This is a genomic window from Actinopolymorpha sp. B17G11 (assembly GCF_040196095.1).
Lineage (GTDB): Bacteria > Actinomycetota > Actinomycetes > Propionibacteriales > Actinopolymorphaceae > Thermasporomyces.
In genome coordinates, this window is the sequence record NZ_JBEFTW010000001.1 from 209,396 (window position 1) to 228,001 (window position 18,606).

Genomic DNA, 18,606 nt, shown 5'->3' on the forward strand with positions numbered 1-18,606 from the left:
GCGGGTGCTCATGGTCTCGGGTCGTGGAGGCGGTTTGTGCAGGTAGGTCCAGGTCGCCGACGGTGGCGTCTTGCTCTGGTCGGGCTGGCGTTGCTGGGGCTTTCGGGAGCTGGCGGCCCGTTGGGTGTCGGAGCCGACAGCGCCCTGACGGGAGACCTGCCGGAGGCGGCCGGCGGCAAGCAAGGGGGCCGCCAAGAACCTCCCGATGGCCCGGGACTCCCGGTCTTACCTCGCCCGCAACAGCTGGAGCTCGGGGACGGCAGCATTCCGGTGCCGCGGGACGTCCAGGTCCTCGCCGGTCCAGCCGTGGACCGGGCGAGCACGGCCCTGCTGGTCCAGGTCCTCGAATCCGCGGGAGCGCGGGGAGTCGACGTGGAGACCCTCGGGCGCCCGCGCGTACGCAAGGCGGCCTTGACAGTGACCGTCGGCGCGCTGGGGGATGACCGCGTGGTGGCGGCTCTGCGTACGGCGGGCGGACGGATGCCAGCGGATCTCCCCGCCGAGGGTTATGTCCTTGCCAGCCGCGCATCGCCCGGTGGCGACGCCGTGGTGTTGGCCGGCGTGGATTCGGCCGGTACCTACTACGCCGTGCAGACGCTGCGACAGCTCGCGGGACGCCAGTCGATTCGTACCGCAACGGTCGTCGACTATCCCTTGATGCGCCTGCGCGGTGCGATCGAGGGTTTCTACGGCCGTCCATGGACTCATGCCGAACGCATGGACCAGTTGGCGTTCTACGGCCAACTGAAGCTCAACACCTACATCTATGCGCCGAAAGATGATCCCTACCACCGTGGCAGATGGCGCGAGTCCTACCCGGCGGCCAAGCTCGCCGAGCTGGGCGAGCTCGTCGACCAGGCCCGGTCTCACCACGTGCGATTCACCTTCGCGCTGTCGCCGGGCGTGTCGATCTGTTACAGCGATCCGGGCGACCGGCGGGCGTTGGAGGCGAAGCTGCAGGCGGTGTACGACCTTGGCGTACGCACGTTCTCCATTCCGCTCGACGACATCGACTACACAAGGTGGAACTGCGCACGAGACGGGGATCGCTATGGCGAACCGTCGGCCCAGTCCGCGGCACGGGCGCAGGTCGACCTGCTCAACGCTGTCCAGCAAGGCTTTCTTGACTCCCACACTGGCACGCATCCGCTGCAGATGGTGCCGACAGAGTACGGAGATCTCGCCGAAACGCCTTACAAGGCGACGATCCGGCAGGACCTCGACCGGAGGGTGGAGGTGATGTGGACCGGCACGGCCGTGGTGCCACCCCGCATCACTGTCGCAGAGGCCGGTCGAGCAGCGGCGCTCTGGGGGCGCAAGGTCTTCGTCTGGGACAACTACCCGGTGAACGACTACGACCGTTCAGTCGGCCGGCTCTTCCTCGCGCCGTACTCCAACCGCGAGCCCGGCCTGCATCGGCAGCTTTCCGGCATCGTCCTCAACCCGATGAACCAGGCGGCGGCGAGCAAGGTCGCCTTGACAGGCGGCGCCGACTTCACCTGGCACGACCGGGGTTACGACGCGGCAGTGACCGCACGCCACGCGGCGGCGCAGCTCGCTGGGGGTGACGAAGCGACGACCGCCGCTCTGGCGGCGTTCTTCGATGTCGAGCACCTGATTCCCACGTTCGGCGAGGAGTTGTGGCAACCGCAGGCACCGGAGCTCTCCAGGCGGTTGGCGCGGTTCCGCGCCGCATGGGCCCGTGCCGACAAGGAGGCCCCGCCGTCCACCGACGCCAAGGCGAAGGTCAACGCGAAGGCGGCAAGGGAGGCGAAGGCGGCAGCCATCGGCGAACTCCGCCCGTACGCCCACCTGCTCGCCGACGCGCCGACGCGGATCAGGGCAGGTGTCGCGGATCGTGCGTTCGTCGAGGACTGCGCACCCTGGCTCGACGCGCTCGACCTGTGGGGGGAGGCGTTCGTCCGTACTCTCGACGGCCTGCAGGCCAGGGTTGACGGCGACGGTGAGACCGCGAGGCGGTCGTTCGCTGAAGCGGAGGAGCTTGCGGGCAAGGCGGAACGCGTCACCACGATTCCGGGCGAGACGCGTCCACAGGGACAGGTGCGGGTCGGCGACGGAGTGCTGGACGCCTTCCTCGCCCAGGCGGCGGCGAGGGCCGGACCCCGCCGCGCGTACGCCGCCTTCCGCCGACGGCTGGCGCCGGGTCAGGAGTCGTGAGGGTTGCGGCGCTGGTCGTCGGGTGTCTCGATGACGATGCCGAGCGCGTTCGCGAGGGCGTACGTCAGGGCGATCAGGTCCTGCGGGTCGATGACCGCGCCGCGGAGGCTGGTCACGCTGCTGATGCCGTCCAGAACGCAGTTCTGCAGGCGGGTGCCGCGCATGTCGGCGTGACTGAACTGCGCCGCGGTGAGGTCGCAGTCGATGAAGTGCACGCCGCGCACGTCGGCGTTGGTGAAGTCGGCCTGGCTGAGGTTGCACCCGACGAACCGCACGTTCATGAAGGACGTGAACCGGAACGCCGTCAGATCCAGTCTGCACTCGCTGAACACCACATCGCGGAGGGTTCCGTCGATCCAGCGGAATCCGGTCGTACGCAGCCCACGTAGCTCGCACCGGATCAGTGACGAACTCGTGGCGCCGAGGTTCGCCAGGTTGGAGCTCACGAACCGGCAGTCGGCGAAGGTCGCCTTGGCCAGCGTGCATCCGCTCAGATCCGCCTGGGTGAACTCGCACTCCTCGACGTCGACCAGTCGGGCGTCGCGGTCCGGCATGCGTAGCCCGGTGAACGCGAGACCATGCAGATGGGCGTCATCGGCAATGTCGTGAAGGGCGAGGTCCGCCGCGACCGGCGGCGACGCCATCCGCGGTTTCGTCGGCGGGCGTAGCTTTCGCGGCGGTGGCACGATGCGACCCTAACGTGAGGCCCCGACGTGGACGCGGCAGCAAAGGAACCTGGGCGTGGGCCAGCGTCGGAACCGGCGTTGGCCTGGGAGCTGCCTCAACTGCCGTCGTCGTCGCCGCCGCTGTCGCTGCCGCTGTCGCTGCCGTCGTCCCCGGCGGGGATCGTGATGGCGCCGGACGGGCACAGCGCAACCGCACGGCGCGCCGCGTCCTCGTGAATGGCGGGCGGTTCGGGCATGAGGACGATGACCCGGCCGTCCTCCTCGTCCTGATCGAAGACGTCGGGCACGGTGAGCGCACACATGCCGGCGCTTGCGCACCGCTCCCGGTCGACGGCGATCCGCATCGTCACACCTCCTGATCTACCAGGCCGATCTACCAGGTCACGGGGAGGCTGTGCACACCGTAGATTGCCATGTTCGTTCGCATGCGTACCTCCTGGTCAGGGATCGCGACACGCAGGGTCGGGAATCTCTGGAAGAGCGCGGCGTAGGCGATCCGCATCTCGATCCGGGCGAGCTGCTGTCCCAGGCACTGGTGGATTCCGTGGCCGAACGTGAGGTGACCGTGCCCCGCCGCTGGCCTGGCGATGTCGAGGACGTCGGGATGGTCGAAGCGTTCGGGGTCGCGGTTGGCGGCGGAAAGCGAGAGTGCGATCGATTCTCCGGCCCTGACCAGTTCGCCGCCGATCTCGACGTTTTCCAGAGCGGTTCGTGGCGGGCCGATGTGGACGATCGTCAGGAAGCGAAGGAGCTCCTCGACGGCGGATTCGATCAGTGTCGGATCTGCTTGGAGGGCCGCCAGCTGGTCGGGATTCTTCAGCAGTGTGTAGGTGCCGATCCCGAGCATGTTCGCGGTGGTCTCATGACCGGCGACGAGCAGGAGGACGGCGATGTTGGTGAGTTCCTCGTCGGTGAGGTCTCCGGCGCTGATCAGGCCGCTCAGCAGGTCGTCGCCGGGCTCGCCACGCTTGCGGACGACCAGTTCATGCAGGAACGTCTGCAGCGACACGAGGGCGCCGCCGGCTTCCTCCGGGGTCGTGTCGAGCCTGAGCATCAGCCTGGTGTCCTGCTGGAACTGGTCGCGGTCGTCATAGGGGACGCCGAGCAGTTCGCAGATCACCAGCGACGGGATCGGCAGGGCGAACGCCTGCACAAGGTCGACCGGCGACCCGTGCCGTTCCATGGCGTCGAGGTGCTCGGCGGTGATCTCGGCGATCCGCGGCTCCAGTTCCTTCATCTTTCGTACGGTGAACTGGCCGGTGAGGTGCCTGCGGTAGCGCGTGTGGTCCGGCGGGTCCATGCCGATGAAGAAACCTGGCTCGGCCGGCCGGTGATCGTCGCGCGCGAGCCCCATCGGCACCGGACTGCGCAGCAGGTCGCGGCGGCGGCTGAAGCGTCGGTCCGCCAGCACCTCGCGGGCGAGGGCGTAGCTGGTGACGAGCCAACCCAGGTGGCCGTCGGGGAACCGCAGGCGGCAGATCGGCCGATGGCCGCGGAGGGTGGCGAGCTCCTCAGGCGGGTCGAGCGGGCGGTTGCGGACGGTGGGCAGCTCCGGCACCACCGAGGTCTGGGACGTGGACTCCGCCATCGTGGGCTCCCTCCGTGGGGCGGGGTCGAGCGGGGTTCGACTCTCTTTCCAGCAAACACCATCGCGAGAAGTATTACAACCGATGTAAAAAGTGGCTTGGTGTAACCTGGCGGCTGTGATCCAGAGTCAGGGGCTCCGCGAACGCAAGAAGCAGCGCACCCGGCAGGCGCTGGTCGCCACCGCGCTCCGGCTGTTCGCGGAGAAGGGCTACGAGCAGACGACCGTGGCCGAGATCGCGGCCGCCGCCGAGGTGTCGACGAAGACGTTCTTCAACTACTTCCCGAGCAAGGAGGACGTCGTCTTCGCCGACGCGGGTCAGCGGATGGACGTCGCTCTCCAGGTCGTCGCCGACCGGGCTCCGTCCGACCCCCTCGACGAGGTGCTGCTGCGGGTGGTCGAAAGCGTCCTGGAGCTGGTCAAGTCCCGCGACAGCGACGTCGCACCCGACCTGTTGCCGGTGCGGGCGAGCGTGCTGATGACTGCGCCGGCCCTGCAGGCGAAGGCGCTGCACCTGATCTTCGCCATGCAGCGGCAGTTGGCGGAAGCGCTCGCCGCGGCGTACCCGACTCGGCTGGACGAGGTCACCGCGGCCGCGATCGTGGGTTCCGTCGTGGGCGCCGGCCAGGCCGCCGTGCTGGCCAGCATCGAGCGCGGAGACTCGCGGGAGGAGAGCTTCGCCGCGGTAAGCACGGCCGCCCGCATCGCGCTGCGCGGTATCGAATCGTTCCGCTGAGTCGGCCGCTGTGAGGTGTGATCCGCGCGCCCGACACGCGACGGGAGGGCCGGGCTGCCGGGCTACGGGCTACCGGACTGCCCGGGCTGCTGGGCTGCGGTCCACACGAGGTAGCGGTCGGCGGGTTCGAGTCCGGCTCTGCGGTAGAACGGCATGGCGCGCTCCGTGGGATGGAGCAAGACGCGCGAGAGCCCTTGCTCCTCGGCGTACGTCAAGGCCGCATCCAGCAGTCGCCGGCCGAGGCCGACATTGCGATGGTCTGGTCGTACGAAGAGCACACCGATGTAAGCCCAACCGCCGGGATCGCGGTCGGGCATGGGCATGCGAGCGTGAACGAACATCTGCAGCATCCCGGCCGGTTGGCTGTCGGCCTCAGCGAGCCAGCTGACGCTGCAGTGGTCGGTCGCGGTCATCCAGTGCGCGAACCTGGCTTCGAAGTCGGGGTCAGCGTCTGGAGTGACGCCCCGGCGTTCGATCGTGTCTGCCCGGCGTAGCCATGCCAAGGCGTGAACGTCGGCAGTCGTCGCCACGCGGATCATGGGTTCGCTCACGTTGGTCGATTATCCCGATCACGTGCGCAGTCTGGTGTTGCGGATGGGTTCTCGGGTCTTGCTGATCCAGTCGGGTGGGGTGAATTCGGGTAGGCCGTTGTCTGCTATCCGGACTTGCCAGGCGCCTTGGTGGATGAGGCGGTGGTGGTGGCCGCAGAGGAGTACACCGTTGCCGACCGTCGTGGGCCCGCCTTTGAGCCACGAAGTCACATGGTGGCCTTCGCACCAGGAGGGTGGGCGGTCGCATCCTGGGAAGGCACAACCTTGGTCCCGGAGCTCGAGCAGCCGGCGGGTCTTCCCGGTAAACAGCCGGGTGCCGTCGGTGAGGGCTTGCTCACCGTTGACGGTGCCCCAGAACGAGACCTTGGCATCACAGGCGAGGAGTCCGGTGGTGTGGGCGGAGATGGGGGTGCCGGTGCGGAGCAGCGTGCCGTAGCCGGTGCCGCCCGCGAGGTTGTCCACGTCGATCCGGATGACCAGGTGTGGTTTCTCCCCGGCATGGGACGGTGAGGCACCGGAGTTGAGGTAGCGGCGGAGCAGCTCGTGCAGTCCGTCACCGAGCCGCTGGCCGGCGGTGCGGGTGTCGGGCCCGTCCGCGTCGGTGGGCCGGGGTTTGGCGAGGGGTTCGAGTGCGGTGCGAAGCATGTCGGTGGTTACCGGGTCGAGTTTCCCGCGGAGGAAACTCGACCTCGAGTATGGGTCGTCACTGATCGACAGCTCCCTTGCCCGGGCGGCTCGTTCTTCGTCGGCGGCGAGGTTCTTCGCCAGGATCTGGTCGGCGAGTTCGGGGTCGACGGTGTTGAGGATGGTGGTGCCGATCCGGGCAAGGTCGTGGGGGTGGAAGGTTCGGGCGTGGTCGAGCATTGCTCGTTCGGCGTCGAACCGCACATCCGGGCCTGCCTCGGCGGGTAGGTTGCCGATGGTGTGGGCGATCACCTCAGCCGTCTCCACACTGATGTCGCCGGTGTTCACGGCGGTCTGGGTCATCACCAGCGTGGTGTCCAGGTCACGAGCGAGTCTCACCCGTCGGCTGGCCTGGCCAGGACGCATCCGCAACAGCCCGGAGATCCACTTCGCGGTCGAGGTGGCACCAGCGGTCCTGCCCAGGTCGCGGCGGTCGACCTCCCGCATCCCGGCCAACAACGCCGCATCCACCTGGCCAACAAGACTCTGCAAATCCACCAGCAGGCCTGTCAGTTCGTCGTCGGGCATCGACCACAACACCGGCGGCGACTCCCCACCCAACCGGGCACGCATCCGCGACACCAGCACCGCAAGTGGATGCTGGGCAGTCGGGGCAGCGGGCATGGTGCCCGCCGCGTCCGCTGTTTGCGTCGTGGTCGTTTCCATGATCCAACGCTATAAGCGACCACCGACAACCCGACCCCGAAAACCGTGCCCAGCAAGGCGATTCCACGAAATCGCTTAGAAGAATCTTCTCCGGCCAGGACGTGGTCGAACATCGGCAGCCAACCGCGCCGCCGCCAGCGACGTACCCGCGAACGCCTCGTTCGGCAACTCTCACGATCGCCGCAAGGCATCGCCGTCGGTAGGCTGATCAGCATGGGCGAACCAGGTGAGCCGGTGTTTCCCTGCGGTAGCACGGTCGTACGCCGGGATGTCTTTGCAGGGAAGGTCTGGACCGCGACCCCGTGCCGGAACATCCATGACGATGGAAACCTGGTCGCGCTCGCGCACTGGCCGGTACGGGCGGCGGCTCGGCCTGGTGTCGGATGCCGAACACGACGGCGTCGGGCGGGCACGCGAGGAGGTCCTTTCCATGCTGGGCGAACGCACCAGGCTATTCGCCCAGGAATGGACCACGTGGCGGCCCGATCCGGTTTGGCGATGGCCCGTCCTGCCCGATGACGTACTCAGCCGGACCGGCCTCAGTGGAGGGTAGCTGCGGCCGCACGAAGATGCTGGTGGATGCCGTCGTACGCCGATGACACTGGCAGCAAGTCCTTTGCCAGCTTGACGACTGAGCTGTAGTTGGTGTCGACGACGTTGGCGAGTGGTGCCTTCGCGGTCTGGGACAGCAACTGGTAGCCGTCCATGGGGTCGAGGGAGTACAGCTCGCCCAGCCAGCGCACCATCTCGACCTGGGCGATCCGCCAGGCGTCCTCGAGCGGCCGACTCGAACCGATCGCCATCAACGAGTCGTCGTGCTCGATCCGCGGCCACGCGGGCGCACCACCCTTGACGAGTTCGACGATGACCGTGACGTTCATCGCACCCTCGACGGCGGTTCCGCAAGCCTCGCCTTCGCCCTGCCGGTAGTGACCGTCCCCGATGGAGAACAACGCGCCAGGAACGTTGACGCCGAGATAGCAGGTCGCGCCGGCGCGCATCTCGGGAGAGTCCATGTTGCCGCCGAAGCGTTCCGGGACGAGCGACGAACGTACCTCGCGCCCACCCGGCGCCACGCCCACCGTGCCGAGCATCGGCTCCAACGGAAGGTCGACCCGGAACTCGCTCCGCAGCGCCTCGAACGTCAACGACTTCTTGTCACGGTCGAGATGGTAGATCCACGTCATCTCCGGCAGCGGATCCTGCAGTGTCGCCGTCTTGTCGGTGCTCGTCAGGCCGCCGAAGAACGGGATCGTGGTCGACACCCCCCAGTCCCGGGCCGGCTCGAGATCGACGAAATGCAGGACGAGAGTGTCGCCGGGCTCCGCACCCTCCACGTGGAACGGGCCGGTCTGCGGATTGACGTGGTTCATGTCGACGCAGACCGAGGGCAGGTCCTCCGCCTTCCGGATCCGGCCGGAGTAGGCGTCCTCGGTCCAGAGCCGAAGGGCGGTCCCTGGCTTGACCGACATGATCGGCTGGACACCCCCGAAGGTCCATGCGTACTGCTCGAAGGTGGGTGTGTACTCGATCGTCTCCATCCGCCGCAGTCTCCCTCCGGTGCCGGGTAGGTGGACAGGTCCAGCCGCGCAGCGACCCGCCGCGCAGGTGCCCGGATCATCGTACGGCCGGTAGCCTCCCAGCGGACGTCCGAAGAGATCGGACCATCTGATCTTTGCCGTACGTCGTCACCCGGTAGAACGCCGGAGCAGCGACCAACCGCCAAACGACCAGACGAACGAACGCCGAACGCCGACCCGCCAAGCCTGGAGAGGTTTCATGACGATCACAGACGTACGTGCCCGGGCCGTGGCCGTCCCCCTGAAGCGCACCGCACGGATGTCCACCCGAGTCCTGAGCGACCGCCACTACCTGCTCGTCGAGGTGACGACGGACGACGGTACGAAGGGGCTCGGCTACTCCTACGCCGGTACGTCGGGCGGCCAGGTCCTCGCCTCCTCCGTCGAGCTTTTCGAGCCCGTACTCCGCGACGCCGACGACACCGACATTCTCGGCCTGTGGGACCGGCTCTACCAGGAGACCCTGCTGACCGGCCGGCGCGGCGTGGTCATCCGCGCGCTGTCCGCGGTCGACATGGCGCTGTGGGACGCGAACGCCAAGCGGGCCGGCGTTCCGCTCGCCGTCCTGCTCGGCGGCACCACCGCGCGGCCGATTCCGGCGTACGCCTCGGGTGGCTACTACCGTCCGGAGGACGGGCCGTGGGAGACGGTGGTGGCGGCCGAGATCGAGCGGAACCGGGCGCAGGGTTTTCGTGACCACAAGATCAAGGTCGGCGGCCTGACGGTCGAGGAGGACGCCAAGCGGGTGAAGGCGGCGATCGACGCGATCGGCGGCACCGGGCGGCTCGGCCTCGACGCCAACAACGCCTACCGCAGCGTGCCCGAGGCGGCGCGAGCGGCGCGGGCGTTCGAACGAGCGGCCGGAGACGTGGGCCTGTGGTGGTTCGAGGAGCCGCTCTCGCCAGACGACAACGCCGGCCACGCCGCGCTCGCGAGCCAGATCGAGATGACCGTGGCGACCGGCGAGATCCACCAGACCAGGTGGGAGTTCCGGGACCTGATCGAACGCGGTGGAGCCGACATCCTCCAGCCCGACGCCGGCGTCCTCGGCGGCGTGAGCGAGTGGCTGCGGGTCGCACGGGCGGCCGAGACGTTCGGGATCCAGGTCGCGCCGCACTGGCACGCCAACATCCACGCCCACCTCGCGGCGGCGGCCCCGAACTGCATCGCGATCGAGCACTTCACGCTGGACAAGGACATCTACAACTTCGAGGAGTTGCTGACGCCGGCGAGCCGGCTGGTGGTCGAGGACGGCGCTGCCGTGCTGGGCGACCGACCGGGCATCGGCCTCGAGTTCGACGAGGACGTGGTACGTACGTACGAGCTCACCCGCTGAGCGTCAGGGCGCCCGGCCGCCGTCGCACCAGCCCGCCGGATCGGTACGGGTCCGACTCCGCCGCCCGTCGGCCGTCCGGGCGACGACCCGTCCCTGCGGAGCTGCCGGAGTTGCCGACGTTGCCGGGGTTGCCGGAGTTGCCGGGGACACTCGAGGCGAATGACCACGCTGAGTAGGTCTGTGGTCTCCTCACAGGCGTCGACACCTTGCCCGGCTGCCATACGCCTGGCTGGCCTGGCCGCTTGCCTGGCTGGCCTGGCGGTTGGCATGGTCCGGCTGGTCCTGCTGGCTCCGCTGGTCCTGCTGGCTCCGCTGGTCCGGCTGGTCCCGCGCTGGTCGCGCTGGCGCCTGGCGGCCGGCCCGGTTCCCGGGAATCTGTGGCCAAGCTGGTCGCGGCCGCAGGTCCGATCACTCCCGGATACCGGGTGAAATGGTGGTGGTGTTGTGGATCCGGCGAGAGGTGGACGAGTGAGTCGCGGACCGGTACGGGTAGGCGTTCTCGGCTGTGGCGTCATCGGCGACGTCTACATCGCCAACCTGGGTGGACATCCCGAGGACGTGACGGTCGTCGCCTGTGCGGACCTCGACCTGGCGCGTGCCGAGGTCATGGCGGCCAAGCACGACGTCCCGCGGGTGCTCGCTGTCAACGAGCTCTTGCGCGACCCCGAGGTGGAGCTGGTCGTCAACCTCACCTGGCCGGCGGCGCACGTGGAGCTGAACCTCGCCGCGCTGGAGGCGGGCAAGCACGTCTACAGCGAGAAGCCGCTCGCGCTCACCCTGGACGAGGCGCGCCAGACCCTTGACGAGGCCGAACGAAGGGGTCTCCGGCTCGGCTGCGCGCCCGACACCCTCCTCGCGGACGGGAACCAGACCGCTCGCCGGTTGGTCGACTCCGGCGAGATCGGTGCGGTGCTCGACGCCAGCAGCTGGTTCTATGCGACGTCCCCCGGGCCAGCGGCACGCCATCCCGCACCAGACTTCTTCTACCAGCAGGGTGCGGGTCCGCTGTTCGACATGGCGCCGTATCCCCTGTCCACGTTGGTCAATCTCCTCGGCCCGATCCGCCGTGCATGGGGTCGCGCCAGCCGGCAGGTCGACGAGGTGGTGGTGGGAGAGGGCCCGCGCGCGGGTGAGCGCCTGCGCGTCGACGTTCCGCTGTCGTACGCCGCCATGGTGGAGTTCGTGGCCGGTCCCACCGCACACATCGTGACGACCTGGGAGTCTGCCGCCGGCCGGGGCATGCTGCCGGTGCAGGTCAGCGGGACGGCCGGGACACTGTGGACGCCCAACCCGAACCGGTTCCAGAACGCCGTACGACTGCGGAAGAGCGCTGCTGACGGCGACACCGGCGTGGAGGTGGCGCCGCAGCATCGCAACACCGCGTCCGAGGCCAACCTGCGCGGGCTCGGCGTGTGGGAGATGGCGGTCGCGATGCGCGAGGACCGGCCGCACCGCTGCTCCGCCGCGCTCGGCTATCACGTCCTCGAGGCCATGATGGCGATCGAGGAGTCCGCTCAGACCGCTGCCGTGGTGGAGATCGCGAGCACGTGTGAACGGCCGGACCCGATGCCCGAGGTCCTCACCGCAGAAAGCTCGTGATGGACCGTCGCAGCCCTGCCGGGTCGAGGCCGTAGAGGCGGTCGTGCTCGGCCGGTGTGCCGTACTTCCGGAGCTCCCTGCGGTCGACGCCGAGGGACAGCACCCGGTGCGGGCGGTCGACGAGCGCCGCGTCGATGATCCGTGCGGAGGTCCCTGCGAGGTACGGCTCGACCAGCACGACATCGACGCTGCGATTGGCATGCGCGGCGGCGGTGGACGCTTCGGTCAGCGCCCGCAGGCCGGCGACATCGAACGGTCGCACCGTCGCCGCGTACCCGACTCCGACATCCAGGCCGGCGGTCGCTTCGAGGACGCCGTCCAGCATGGGTCCGACGGCGACCACGACTGCCTGCCCACCGCTGCGTACCTGCTGCAGAAGGCCATCCGCCGCGCCCGGCTGGGCGGCGGCGTTGGCGCGATTCGACAGTCGTACGTACGCCGGGCCGCTGTCCCGCATGGCCGCGCGGATGAGGGCGCCGGCCTCGTCGGGATGGCCGGGCACGTGGACCGCCCACTCCGGCAGGGTGTCGACCAGCGCCACGTCGCCGGGTGAGTGGTGCGTACGCCCGCCTTCGGTCCAGTCGTACGACGCGCCGACGCTCACCAGCACGGCGGTGGCGTCCTGGTGGCCGAGGTCGAGCTTGATCTGTTCGAAGGAACGCTCGATGAGGAACGGAGCGTAGGAATGGGCGATCGGCCGCATGCCTGCCAGTGCCAGTCCGCCTGCCACGCTGAGCATGAGCGGTTCGCGGATGCCGACGTTGAGGACCCGGGTCGGATGCCGGCGCGCGGCCGGCTGGAACAGGTCCGCACTGATGTCGGCGAGCACGACGGCGGTCCGGGGATCCTCGTCGAGCAGGTCGCTCGCCACCTGGACGAACCGGGTCCGCATGTCCGGCGTCGCTGACCCCTCGTCCACTCCTACCAGTTCGGTCGCCGCGGTCGCTTCCGCTTCCGGAGTCGCTTCGGCTGTCCCGGTCGCCTCGGTCATGTCGCTCGCTCCGTTCAGTCCTTGGGGTCGACGACGGCCACGACGACCGTCGGCTGGTGCGGCGCGGTGGCGCGCAGGGCCGCCTCGATCGCGTCGTGGTCGCGGCCGTCCACGGTGTGTGTCAACCAACCATTGACACCGAAGCGGCTCGCCACGCCGCCCGGCCACCCGTGCGTGGCGGACTGGTTGTCCACGACGACGGCGGTGAGGTTGTCGAGACCGCTCGCGCCCGCGTAGGCGATGGCCTCGTGGTTCGTGCCCTCGTCGAGTTCGGCGTCGCCGACCAGGACGACCACCCGCGAGTCCGCGTATCCCTGTGCCCGCAGGCCGAGCGCCTCGCCGACGCCCAACGGAAGGCCGTGCCCGAGGGAGCCGCTGGAGATCTCGACGCCGGGGATCAGGGCCCGGTCCGGGTGATGGCCGAGCGGGGAGTCGAGGGTCCCGAATCCGGTGAGCCAGTCCTCGGGGATGAAACCCTTCGCCGCGAGTACGGCGTAGAACGCCATCGGGCCGTGCCCCTTGGACAGCAGGAACCGGTCACGGGAAGGGTCGTCGACGGTCGTGGGCGAGACCCGGAGCACCCGGTCGTAGAGCACCCACAGGACATCGAGAGTCGAGGTCGCACTCGACCCGTGCTTTTCGTCCCCGGTCATCTGTGTCATCAGCCGGGGCAGCTCGTCGTAGCCGAGAGTCACGTCGCTTGCGGTCACATCCAGCAGCCTGGCACGGCGCAGACCCCCACAGATCGGTCAACGGGTCCGCACCGGATCGGTCGTTGGACCTACGCCTTGGGTCAAGGGCGGTCCGGCTGCGCTCAGTAGCGGAGGATGGCGGCGATGTCGCCGCCACCGGGCACTTCTGGGCCGTTCACGGCGTACACCCGCCCTCCCTGGGTCAGCGTGTCGACCGCGGCACCGTCGAGCAGTTCACAGTGCGGATGCCCGCCGCTGGCACCGAGTTCGACCACCTGGGTCACGTTCGCGAGGCGATCCCAACACGACGGACGTCCGGCAAGGAGCAGCGTCTCGACCCGGCCCTCCCTGGCCGCGGCCGCGACAGCTTGTACGTCATTGGCGGCAAGGCCCGTGCCCAGCAGGTCACTGATCCGCTCGGCGGCCCGTTCGGTCTCCTGCTCGCGGATCCCCGCCACGATGGGCCAGGCGATCGCGTGCAGTTGTGGGGCGGAGTACTGGTCGGAGTTCTCCCGGACCGCCTGCTCCGTCACGTGCGGGTAGGTGTTGACCTCCCGGTAGATCGCCACCAGATAGTCCAGACCCACCAGGACCATGGGCAGGTCACGTCCGCCGACGACGTGATGCATCCCCTCGGCGACCCGGTGAAGGAAATAGCGGACGTCGTCCTTCTTGACGTCCTTGTCGGCCGCGCCGTGGCCGTAGAAGATCCCGACCCCGGCTCGGCCACCGGTCGGACCCGCAGCGACCCAGGGAACGCTGTCCGCGCGCGTCGGTCGCGGTTCGACGACCTCCCGCATGTTGGTCGGGACACCGGTGAGCTCGACTTCCTCGATGTGCTGGAGGCTGCCTTCGAGCAGTCGTACGTTCTGTTGGCTCAGCGCCAGCACCAGGAAACGTCGGTCGCCGGTGAGGACGGGCAGCAGCGGTCCGACGACGACGTGGTCCCCGACAGCTCCCACGGTGGGTACCTCGACCGGAACGCGGAACGACCGTTGCCAGCCCTCGCCCAGGAACATCGCGAGGCCGTCGCTCGTGTACTGCCAGGCAAGTCCGTCGGTGTGCAGATCCCATGCGGGAGCGAGGATCTCGGCGATCTTCGGCGTACGCACACCCTGCCGGGCCAGGACCGACTCGACCTCTCGGAGCAGGTTCCGCCATCGGATCCGCTCGGCCGGCACGTCGTTGCCGGACCGGTCGGTCGGCATGAACAGCGACACCTGGGTGCCCGGATGATCGCGCTGAATCAGGAACTCGAGATCTTGCCTGCGAAGAAGATCCATGCCACCCCCCATGCCCCGTTACCCAGGGCGATCGGGCATACGGCCACTCTACCCACCGTGGACGTGGGTGCGCTTTGTCCGGTACGCCCGAGAGCGCGACCGACGGTGGCCCGCCGGCCAACGCCCGAAACCGCCGCGAACCAGGTGCGCCCACACCGTCGTACTCCCTCCAGACACCGAAGAACGGCGGTCGGCGTGGTCTGCCGCTGGAGCGCAGAGGAGACGGGCATGTCCAGATTCCAGCGTCTGAATGTGAACCCCGCCGGCGCCACGGCTCTTCCGGTACTCGAACCCTTCCAGGTGGCCGGGCCGGTTCGCAGCGGTACGACGAAGACGCTTCCGCAGGCGCCCGGCGAACAGTGGAGTGCTGGCACTGGTGGCGACGCCCAACAGCGGGGCGCCGCGTTGGCCATGTCCGTCGTCAGGGAGTGGGCGAAGGTGCATCCGGTCGGCGCGCTCTGGGCGGGAATCGGGTCAGGCATGCTGATCATCACGATGATGTGGCTGGCCACCAGGGTGCCGGCCGCGTCGTTCGGTGCCGCGATGGTCAACGGTGGAAGCCTGCTCGGTCTCTACGCGGGCTTTCTCGTCGTCGTGTTGCTCGCGCTGATGGCGCGCATTCCCCTTCTCGACAAGGCGATCGGTGCCGGACACCTGTCCAGGGTGCACGGCCGGATCGGCGGGTACGTCGTCCTCCTCGTTGTGGCCCACGGCCTGCTCATCTGGTGGGGGTACGCGGTGAGCGCGAACGCGTCCCTTCCCGCCCAGGCGGTGACGCTGATGCTGGGGTATCCGTACGTCGGCCTGGCCACACTCGGCTCCGTGCTCCTCGTCGCCGTTGGTTTCTACTCGGCGCGCGTCGTGCGACGCCGGGTCTCCTACGAGGCGTGGTACGTCCTCCACCTCGGCACCTATCTCGCTATCGCCCTGGCGTTCGGACACCAGATCGTCGACGGTGCGTTGTTCGCGGCGCTTCCGGTCGTGCGGGTGTGGTGGATCGGCCTGTATGCCGGCGTTGCCATCCTGCTGCTGTGGTACCGATTCTGCGTTCCGTTGTCGAACGCCCTGCGCCAGCGGATGGTCGTCACCCACGTACGCCAGGAAGCCCCTGGTGTCGTGTCGGTCTACTTCACCGGCCGGGACCTTGCGAGCTTTGCCGCCGAGCCAGGCCAGTTCGTCAGGCTGCGGTTCCTCACCAAGGCGACGTGGCGGCAGTCGCATCCGTTCTCGCTGTCGGCGGCGCCGAACCCGCACTGGCTTCGCGTCACGATCAAGGCCGTCGGCGACCACACCAGCGTGTTGCAGGTGCTGCGCCCGGGCACCAGGGTGATGGCCTCGGGTGGGTACGGCGCCCTCACCGCTGCCCGCCGCACCCGGCCGGGTGCCGTCCTCATCGCTGGTGGTGTCGGCGTGACACCGCTGCGGGCGTTGTTCGAGTCGCTGTCCACGACGCCTGGTCAGCTCACTCTGCTCTACCGTACGAGCACACCGGACGACGTGCTCTTCCGGCAGGAACTCGACGCCATCGCGGCCGCCCGCGGTGCGCAGGTGCATTACCTGGTGGGGAACCGGGGCGACAAGGTTCGCGCCGACCCGCTGAACCCGACCGACGTACGACGGCTGGTTCCGGACATCGCCGAGCGTGACGCCTACGTGTGCGGCCCGGCGGGCATGGCGAAGGCTGCGAGTGCGCTACTGCGGTCCTGCGGAGTGCCGGCGGAGCGGATCCATCGCGAGGACTACGCGTTCGCCAGTTGACCGGCTGGGCGACGCTTGGCGCGCCTCTGGGCCTCACCAGGTGCCGCGAGGTGGTTGGAACTCGGGCCGGAACGTCCGCATGTAGCCGCCGTCGTCACGGCGGCGGATCCCGCAGCGGAGGTACTGCTCATGGAGTCGGGCAAGGGCATCCGGGTCGAGTTCCACGCCGAGCCCGGGCCCTGCCGGCACGGGCACCGCACCGTCGACGATCCGCAGCGCGCCGGGCCGCACCACGTCGTCGAGCGTCCACGGGTAGTGCGTGTCGCAGGCGTAGGACAGATAGGGCGTGGCGGCGGCGAGGTGCACCATGGCGGCCAGGCTGATGCCGAGGTGGGTGTTGGAATGCATGGACAACCCGATGCCGAACGTCTGGCAGATCGTCGCGAGCGTCTGGCACATCCGCAGGCCGCCCCAGTAGTGGTGGTCGCAGAGGAGCACGCCGATCGCCTTGCGGGCAACGCCTTCCGGCAGGTGGTCGAAGGCGACGACGCACATGTTGGTGGCGAGCGGCATCGACGCCTCGCGCGCGACCTCTGCCATGCCGGGAATCGACGGCGTCGGGTCCTCGAGGTATTCGAGCACGCCGTCCAGTTCGTCTGCGACCTTGACCGACGTGGCGACGGTCCAAGCGGCGTTGGGATCCAGGCGCAGCGGGAGGTCGGGAAACGCCTCACGGAGCGCGCGGATCGCCGCGATCTCCTGCTCTGGTGGGAAGACGCCGCCCTTCAGCTTGAGGGACGCGAAGCCGTACGTGTCGACCATGGTGCGGGCCTGCGCGACGACGCCGGCCGGATCGAGCGCCTCGCCGTAGGTCTCGTCGGCTTCGAAGTCCGGATGGCCCGCCCACTTGTAGAACAGGTAGGCGGCGAACGGAACGGACTCGCGGACGGCACCACCGAGCAGATCGGCGACCGGCACACCGAGCGCCTTGCCCTGGGCATCGAGACACGCGACCTCGAACGGCGAGTACGCCTGCAGGACGGCGCGGGCGGTCGACGGGGCGCCGGTCAGCCGGTCAGGGTCCTGGCCGCCCGGTGCGCCGGTGACGACCGCCTCCACCTTGCCGCGGATGGCGTTGACGTCGAAGACCGACAGCCCGACGAGCGTCGGCGCGATCCGCTCGAGACGCGCCAGGAGGGTGTCGTCACCGTAGGTCTCGCCGAGTCCGACGACCCCGTCGGCGCAGACCAGTTGGACGATGGTCCGCAGTGCGTACGGCTGGTGCACACCGGCGACGTTGAGCAGCGGCGGGTCGCGGAACGCGACCGGGGTGACGAGGACGTCGCGAATGATCATCTGGCGCTCCCGGTGTCGTGGGACGGGTTCGGCAGGCCGGCGCGAGCCGTGGCGATGATCTCGGCCAGGCGGTCGACGTGCGCGGGAGTCGGGTCGACCAGCGGCGGCCGCACGCCTCCCACCGGCAGGCCGGCGAGGCGCGCCCCGGCCTTCACGAGCGCGACGGCGTAGCCCGGCACCTGGTCGCGCAACTCCGCGAAGGGCAGGTAGAAGTCGCGCAGGAGCGCGGTCACGCCGGCGTCGTCACCGGATGCGAAGGCGGTGTGGAACGCATGGGCGATGTCCGGCGCGAAACAGTGCACCGCCGACGAATAGCGGGGGACGCCGATCGCCCGGTAGGCGAGGGCGCTGAGCTCCGCGGTGGGCATGCCGTTGAGGAAGCAGAAGTCCGCCGCGTGGGGGTGCCCGCTGCCACGGATCGCCGTGACCGTACGCAGCAGGGCGTCGACGTCGCCGATCCCGTCCTTGAGCCCCGCCACCGAGGGGATGTCGAGCAGGTCGAGCGCCGCCTGCCGGGAGAACACCGCGTTGGCGCGCTGGTAGACGATGACGGGGATGCTCGCGCCCGCGGCCGCGTAGCCGACGTGCCGGACGAGGCCGGCGGCGGTGGACGAGACGAGGTACGGCGGAAGCAGCAGCACCCCGTCGGCGCCGGCCGCGGCCGCCTGGGCGACGAACTCGCGGGCCAGCCCGGCACCGCCGCCCGCCCCGGCGAACACGGGGACCCTGCCGGCCACCGTGCGTACGGCCGTGGCCACGACGTCGCGGTGTTCCTGCAGAGTCAGGGCGGTGAACTCGCCCGTGCCGCAGGCGACGAACACCGCCGCGGCACCGGCCGTCACCTGCTGATCGACATGCGTACGGAGAACGTCGAGGTCAACCCGGTCATCGGCGTCGAACGGCGTGAGCGGGAAGGAGAGTAGTCCGGTGAAGTCCACGCCCCCGACCGTAGCCGGGGCGCTCCCCTCTCCCGCCCTCACGTCTC

The 18,606-nt window shown here is 69.2% G+C and carries 18 protein-coding genes; 6 read left to right on the forward strand and 12 right to left on the reverse strand.

The features are described 5' to 3' along the window. Positions 1-36 precede the first annotated feature (36 nt). Positions 37-2,178: a glycoside hydrolase family 84 protein gene (locus ABN028_RS00915; RefSeq protein ID WP_349695236.1), complete on the forward strand. Its 2,142-nt coding sequence runs from the start codon at positions 37-39 to the stop codon at positions 2,176-2,178. Here the strand turns inward: ABN028_RS00915 and ABN028_RS00920 are convergent. The 3 genes from ABN028_RS00920 to ABN028_RS00930 all read right to left on the reverse strand — a co-directional run bounded on the left by ABN028_RS00920 (position 2,166) and on the right by ABN028_RS00930 (position 4,452). Next, positions 2,166-2,864, reverse strand: a complete 699-nt coding sequence (locus ABN028_RS00920) for a pentapeptide repeat-containing protein (protein ID WP_349695237.1) — start codon at positions 2,862-2,864, stop codon at positions 2,166-2,168. The two genes, ABN028_RS00915 and ABN028_RS00920, sit on opposite strands and share 13 nt — an antisense overlap. A 95-nt stretch (positions 2,865-2,959) precedes the next feature. Further along, a complete protein-coding gene (locus ABN028_RS00925; RefSeq protein WP_349695238.1) occupies positions 2,960-3,208 on the reverse strand; it encodes a ferredoxin in 249 nt (82 codons plus the stop codon). A gap of 29 nt (positions 3,209-3,237) precedes the next feature. Further along, on the reverse strand, positions 3,238-4,452 hold the full coding sequence (locus tag ABN028_RS00930) for a cytochrome P450 (protein WP_349695239.1): 1,215 nt from the start codon (positions 4,450-4,452) through the stop codon (positions 3,238-3,240). A 115-nt stretch (positions 4,453-4,567) separates the two neighbouring features. Between ABN028_RS00930 and ABN028_RS00935 the strand changes: the two genes are divergently transcribed. Further along, positions 4,568-5,185 (forward strand): TetR/AcrR family transcriptional regulator, encoded by a 618-nt coding sequence (locus ABN028_RS00935; RefSeq protein ID WP_349695240.1) that lies wholly within the window; start codon positions 4,568-4,570, stop codon positions 5,183-5,185. Positions 5,186-5,247: 62 nt separating this feature from the next. Here the strand turns inward: ABN028_RS00935 and ABN028_RS00940 are convergent, their stop codons facing one another. Then, on the reverse strand, positions 5,248-5,736 hold the full coding sequence (locus ABN028_RS00940; RefSeq protein ID WP_349695241.1) for a GNAT family N-acetyltransferase: 489 nt from the start codon (positions 5,734-5,736) through the stop codon (positions 5,248-5,250). Positions 5,737-5,754: 18 nt separating this feature from the next. Beyond that, positions 5,755-7,086: an HNH endonuclease signature motif containing protein gene (locus tag ABN028_RS00945; protein WP_349695242.1), complete on the reverse strand. Its 1,332-nt coding sequence runs from the start codon at positions 7,084-7,086 to the stop codon at positions 5,755-5,757. Positions 7,087-7,402: 316 nt separating this feature from the next. Between ABN028_RS00945 and ABN028_RS00950 the strand changes: the two genes are divergently transcribed. Beyond that, positions 7,403-7,639, forward strand: a complete 237-nt coding sequence (locus ABN028_RS00950) for a hypothetical protein (RefSeq protein WP_349695243.1) — start codon at positions 7,403-7,405, stop codon at positions 7,637-7,639. On the opposite strand, the gene ABN028_RS00955 is transcribed toward ABN028_RS00950, so the two are convergent. Further along, a complete protein-coding gene (locus tag ABN028_RS00955) occupies positions 7,626-8,627 on the reverse strand; it encodes an acetamidase/formamidase family protein (protein WP_349695244.1) in 1,002 nt (333 codons plus the stop codon). The two genes, ABN028_RS00950 and ABN028_RS00955, sit on opposite strands and share 14 nt — an antisense overlap. A gap of 238 nt (positions 8,628-8,865) precedes the next feature. Here ABN028_RS00955 and ABN028_RS00960 point away from each other — a divergent pair, with 238 nt between their 5' ends. Beyond that, on the forward strand, positions 8,866-10,002 hold the full coding sequence (locus tag ABN028_RS00960; protein WP_349329546.1) for a mandelate racemase/muconate lactonizing enzyme family protein: 1,137 nt from the start codon (positions 8,866-8,868) through the stop codon (positions 10,000-10,002). Here ABN028_RS00960 and ABN028_RS00965 read toward each other — a convergent pair. After that, positions 9,992-10,195: a hypothetical protein gene (locus ABN028_RS00965; protein ID WP_349329545.1), complete on the reverse strand. Its 204-nt coding sequence runs from the start codon at positions 10,193-10,195 to the stop codon at positions 9,992-9,994. The genes ABN028_RS00960 and ABN028_RS00965 overlap by 11 nt on opposite strands. A gap of 275 nt (positions 10,196-10,470) precedes the next feature. Here ABN028_RS00965 and ABN028_RS00970 point away from each other — a divergent pair, with 275 nt between their 5' ends. After that, complete coding sequence (locus ABN028_RS00970) at positions 10,471-11,601, forward strand: Gfo/Idh/MocA family protein (RefSeq protein ID WP_349695245.1); 1,131 nt, start codon at positions 10,471-10,473, stop codon at positions 11,599-11,601. Here ABN028_RS00970 and ABN028_RS00975 read toward each other — a convergent pair. From ABN028_RS00975 to ABN028_RS00985, 3 genes are all read right to left on the reverse strand, one after another. After that, positions 11,582-12,592 carry a transketolase family protein gene (locus ABN028_RS00975; RefSeq protein ID WP_349695246.1) on the reverse strand — a complete coding sequence of 337 codons (1,011 nt, stop codon included), beginning with the start codon at positions 12,590-12,592 and terminating at the stop codon, positions 11,582-11,584. The genes ABN028_RS00970 and ABN028_RS00975 overlap by 20 nt on opposite strands. A 14-nt stretch (positions 12,593-12,606) precedes the next feature. Next, complete coding sequence (locus ABN028_RS00980; protein WP_349329542.1) at positions 12,607-13,302, reverse strand: thiamine pyrophosphate-binding protein; 696 nt, start codon at positions 13,300-13,302, stop codon at positions 12,607-12,609. 104 nt (positions 13,303-13,406) lie between these two features. After that, positions 13,407-14,567 carry a baeRF3 domain-containing protein gene (locus ABN028_RS00985; RefSeq protein WP_349695247.1) on the reverse strand — a complete coding sequence of 387 codons (1,161 nt, stop codon included), beginning with the start codon at positions 14,565-14,567 and terminating at the stop codon, positions 13,407-13,409. A 228-nt stretch (positions 14,568-14,795) separates the two neighbouring features. Here ABN028_RS00985 and ABN028_RS00990 point away from each other — a divergent pair, with 228 nt between their 5' ends. Further along, entirely contained in the window at positions 14,796-16,325 is a 1,530-nt protein-coding gene (locus ABN028_RS00990) for a ferredoxin reductase family protein (protein ID WP_349695248.1), read from the forward strand. 33 nt (positions 16,326-16,358) lie between these two features. On the opposite strand, the gene ABN028_RS00995 is transcribed toward ABN028_RS00990, so the two are convergent. Together ABN028_RS00995 and ABN028_RS01000 are read right to left on the reverse strand one after the other, a co-directional pair. Next, positions 16,359-17,621 carry a glucarate dehydratase family protein gene (locus ABN028_RS00995; RefSeq protein ID WP_349329539.1) on the reverse strand — a complete coding sequence of 421 codons (1,263 nt, stop codon included), beginning with the start codon at positions 17,619-17,621 and terminating at the stop codon, positions 16,359-16,361. Further along, on the reverse strand, positions 17,618-18,559 hold the full coding sequence (locus ABN028_RS01000) for a 5-dehydro-4-deoxyglucarate dehydratase (RefSeq protein WP_349329538.1): 942 nt from the start codon (positions 18,557-18,559) through the stop codon (positions 17,618-17,620). Before ABN028_RS01000 ends, ABN028_RS00995 begins: the two co-directional genes overlap by 4 nt. Positions 18,560-18,606 lie beyond the last annotated feature (47 nt).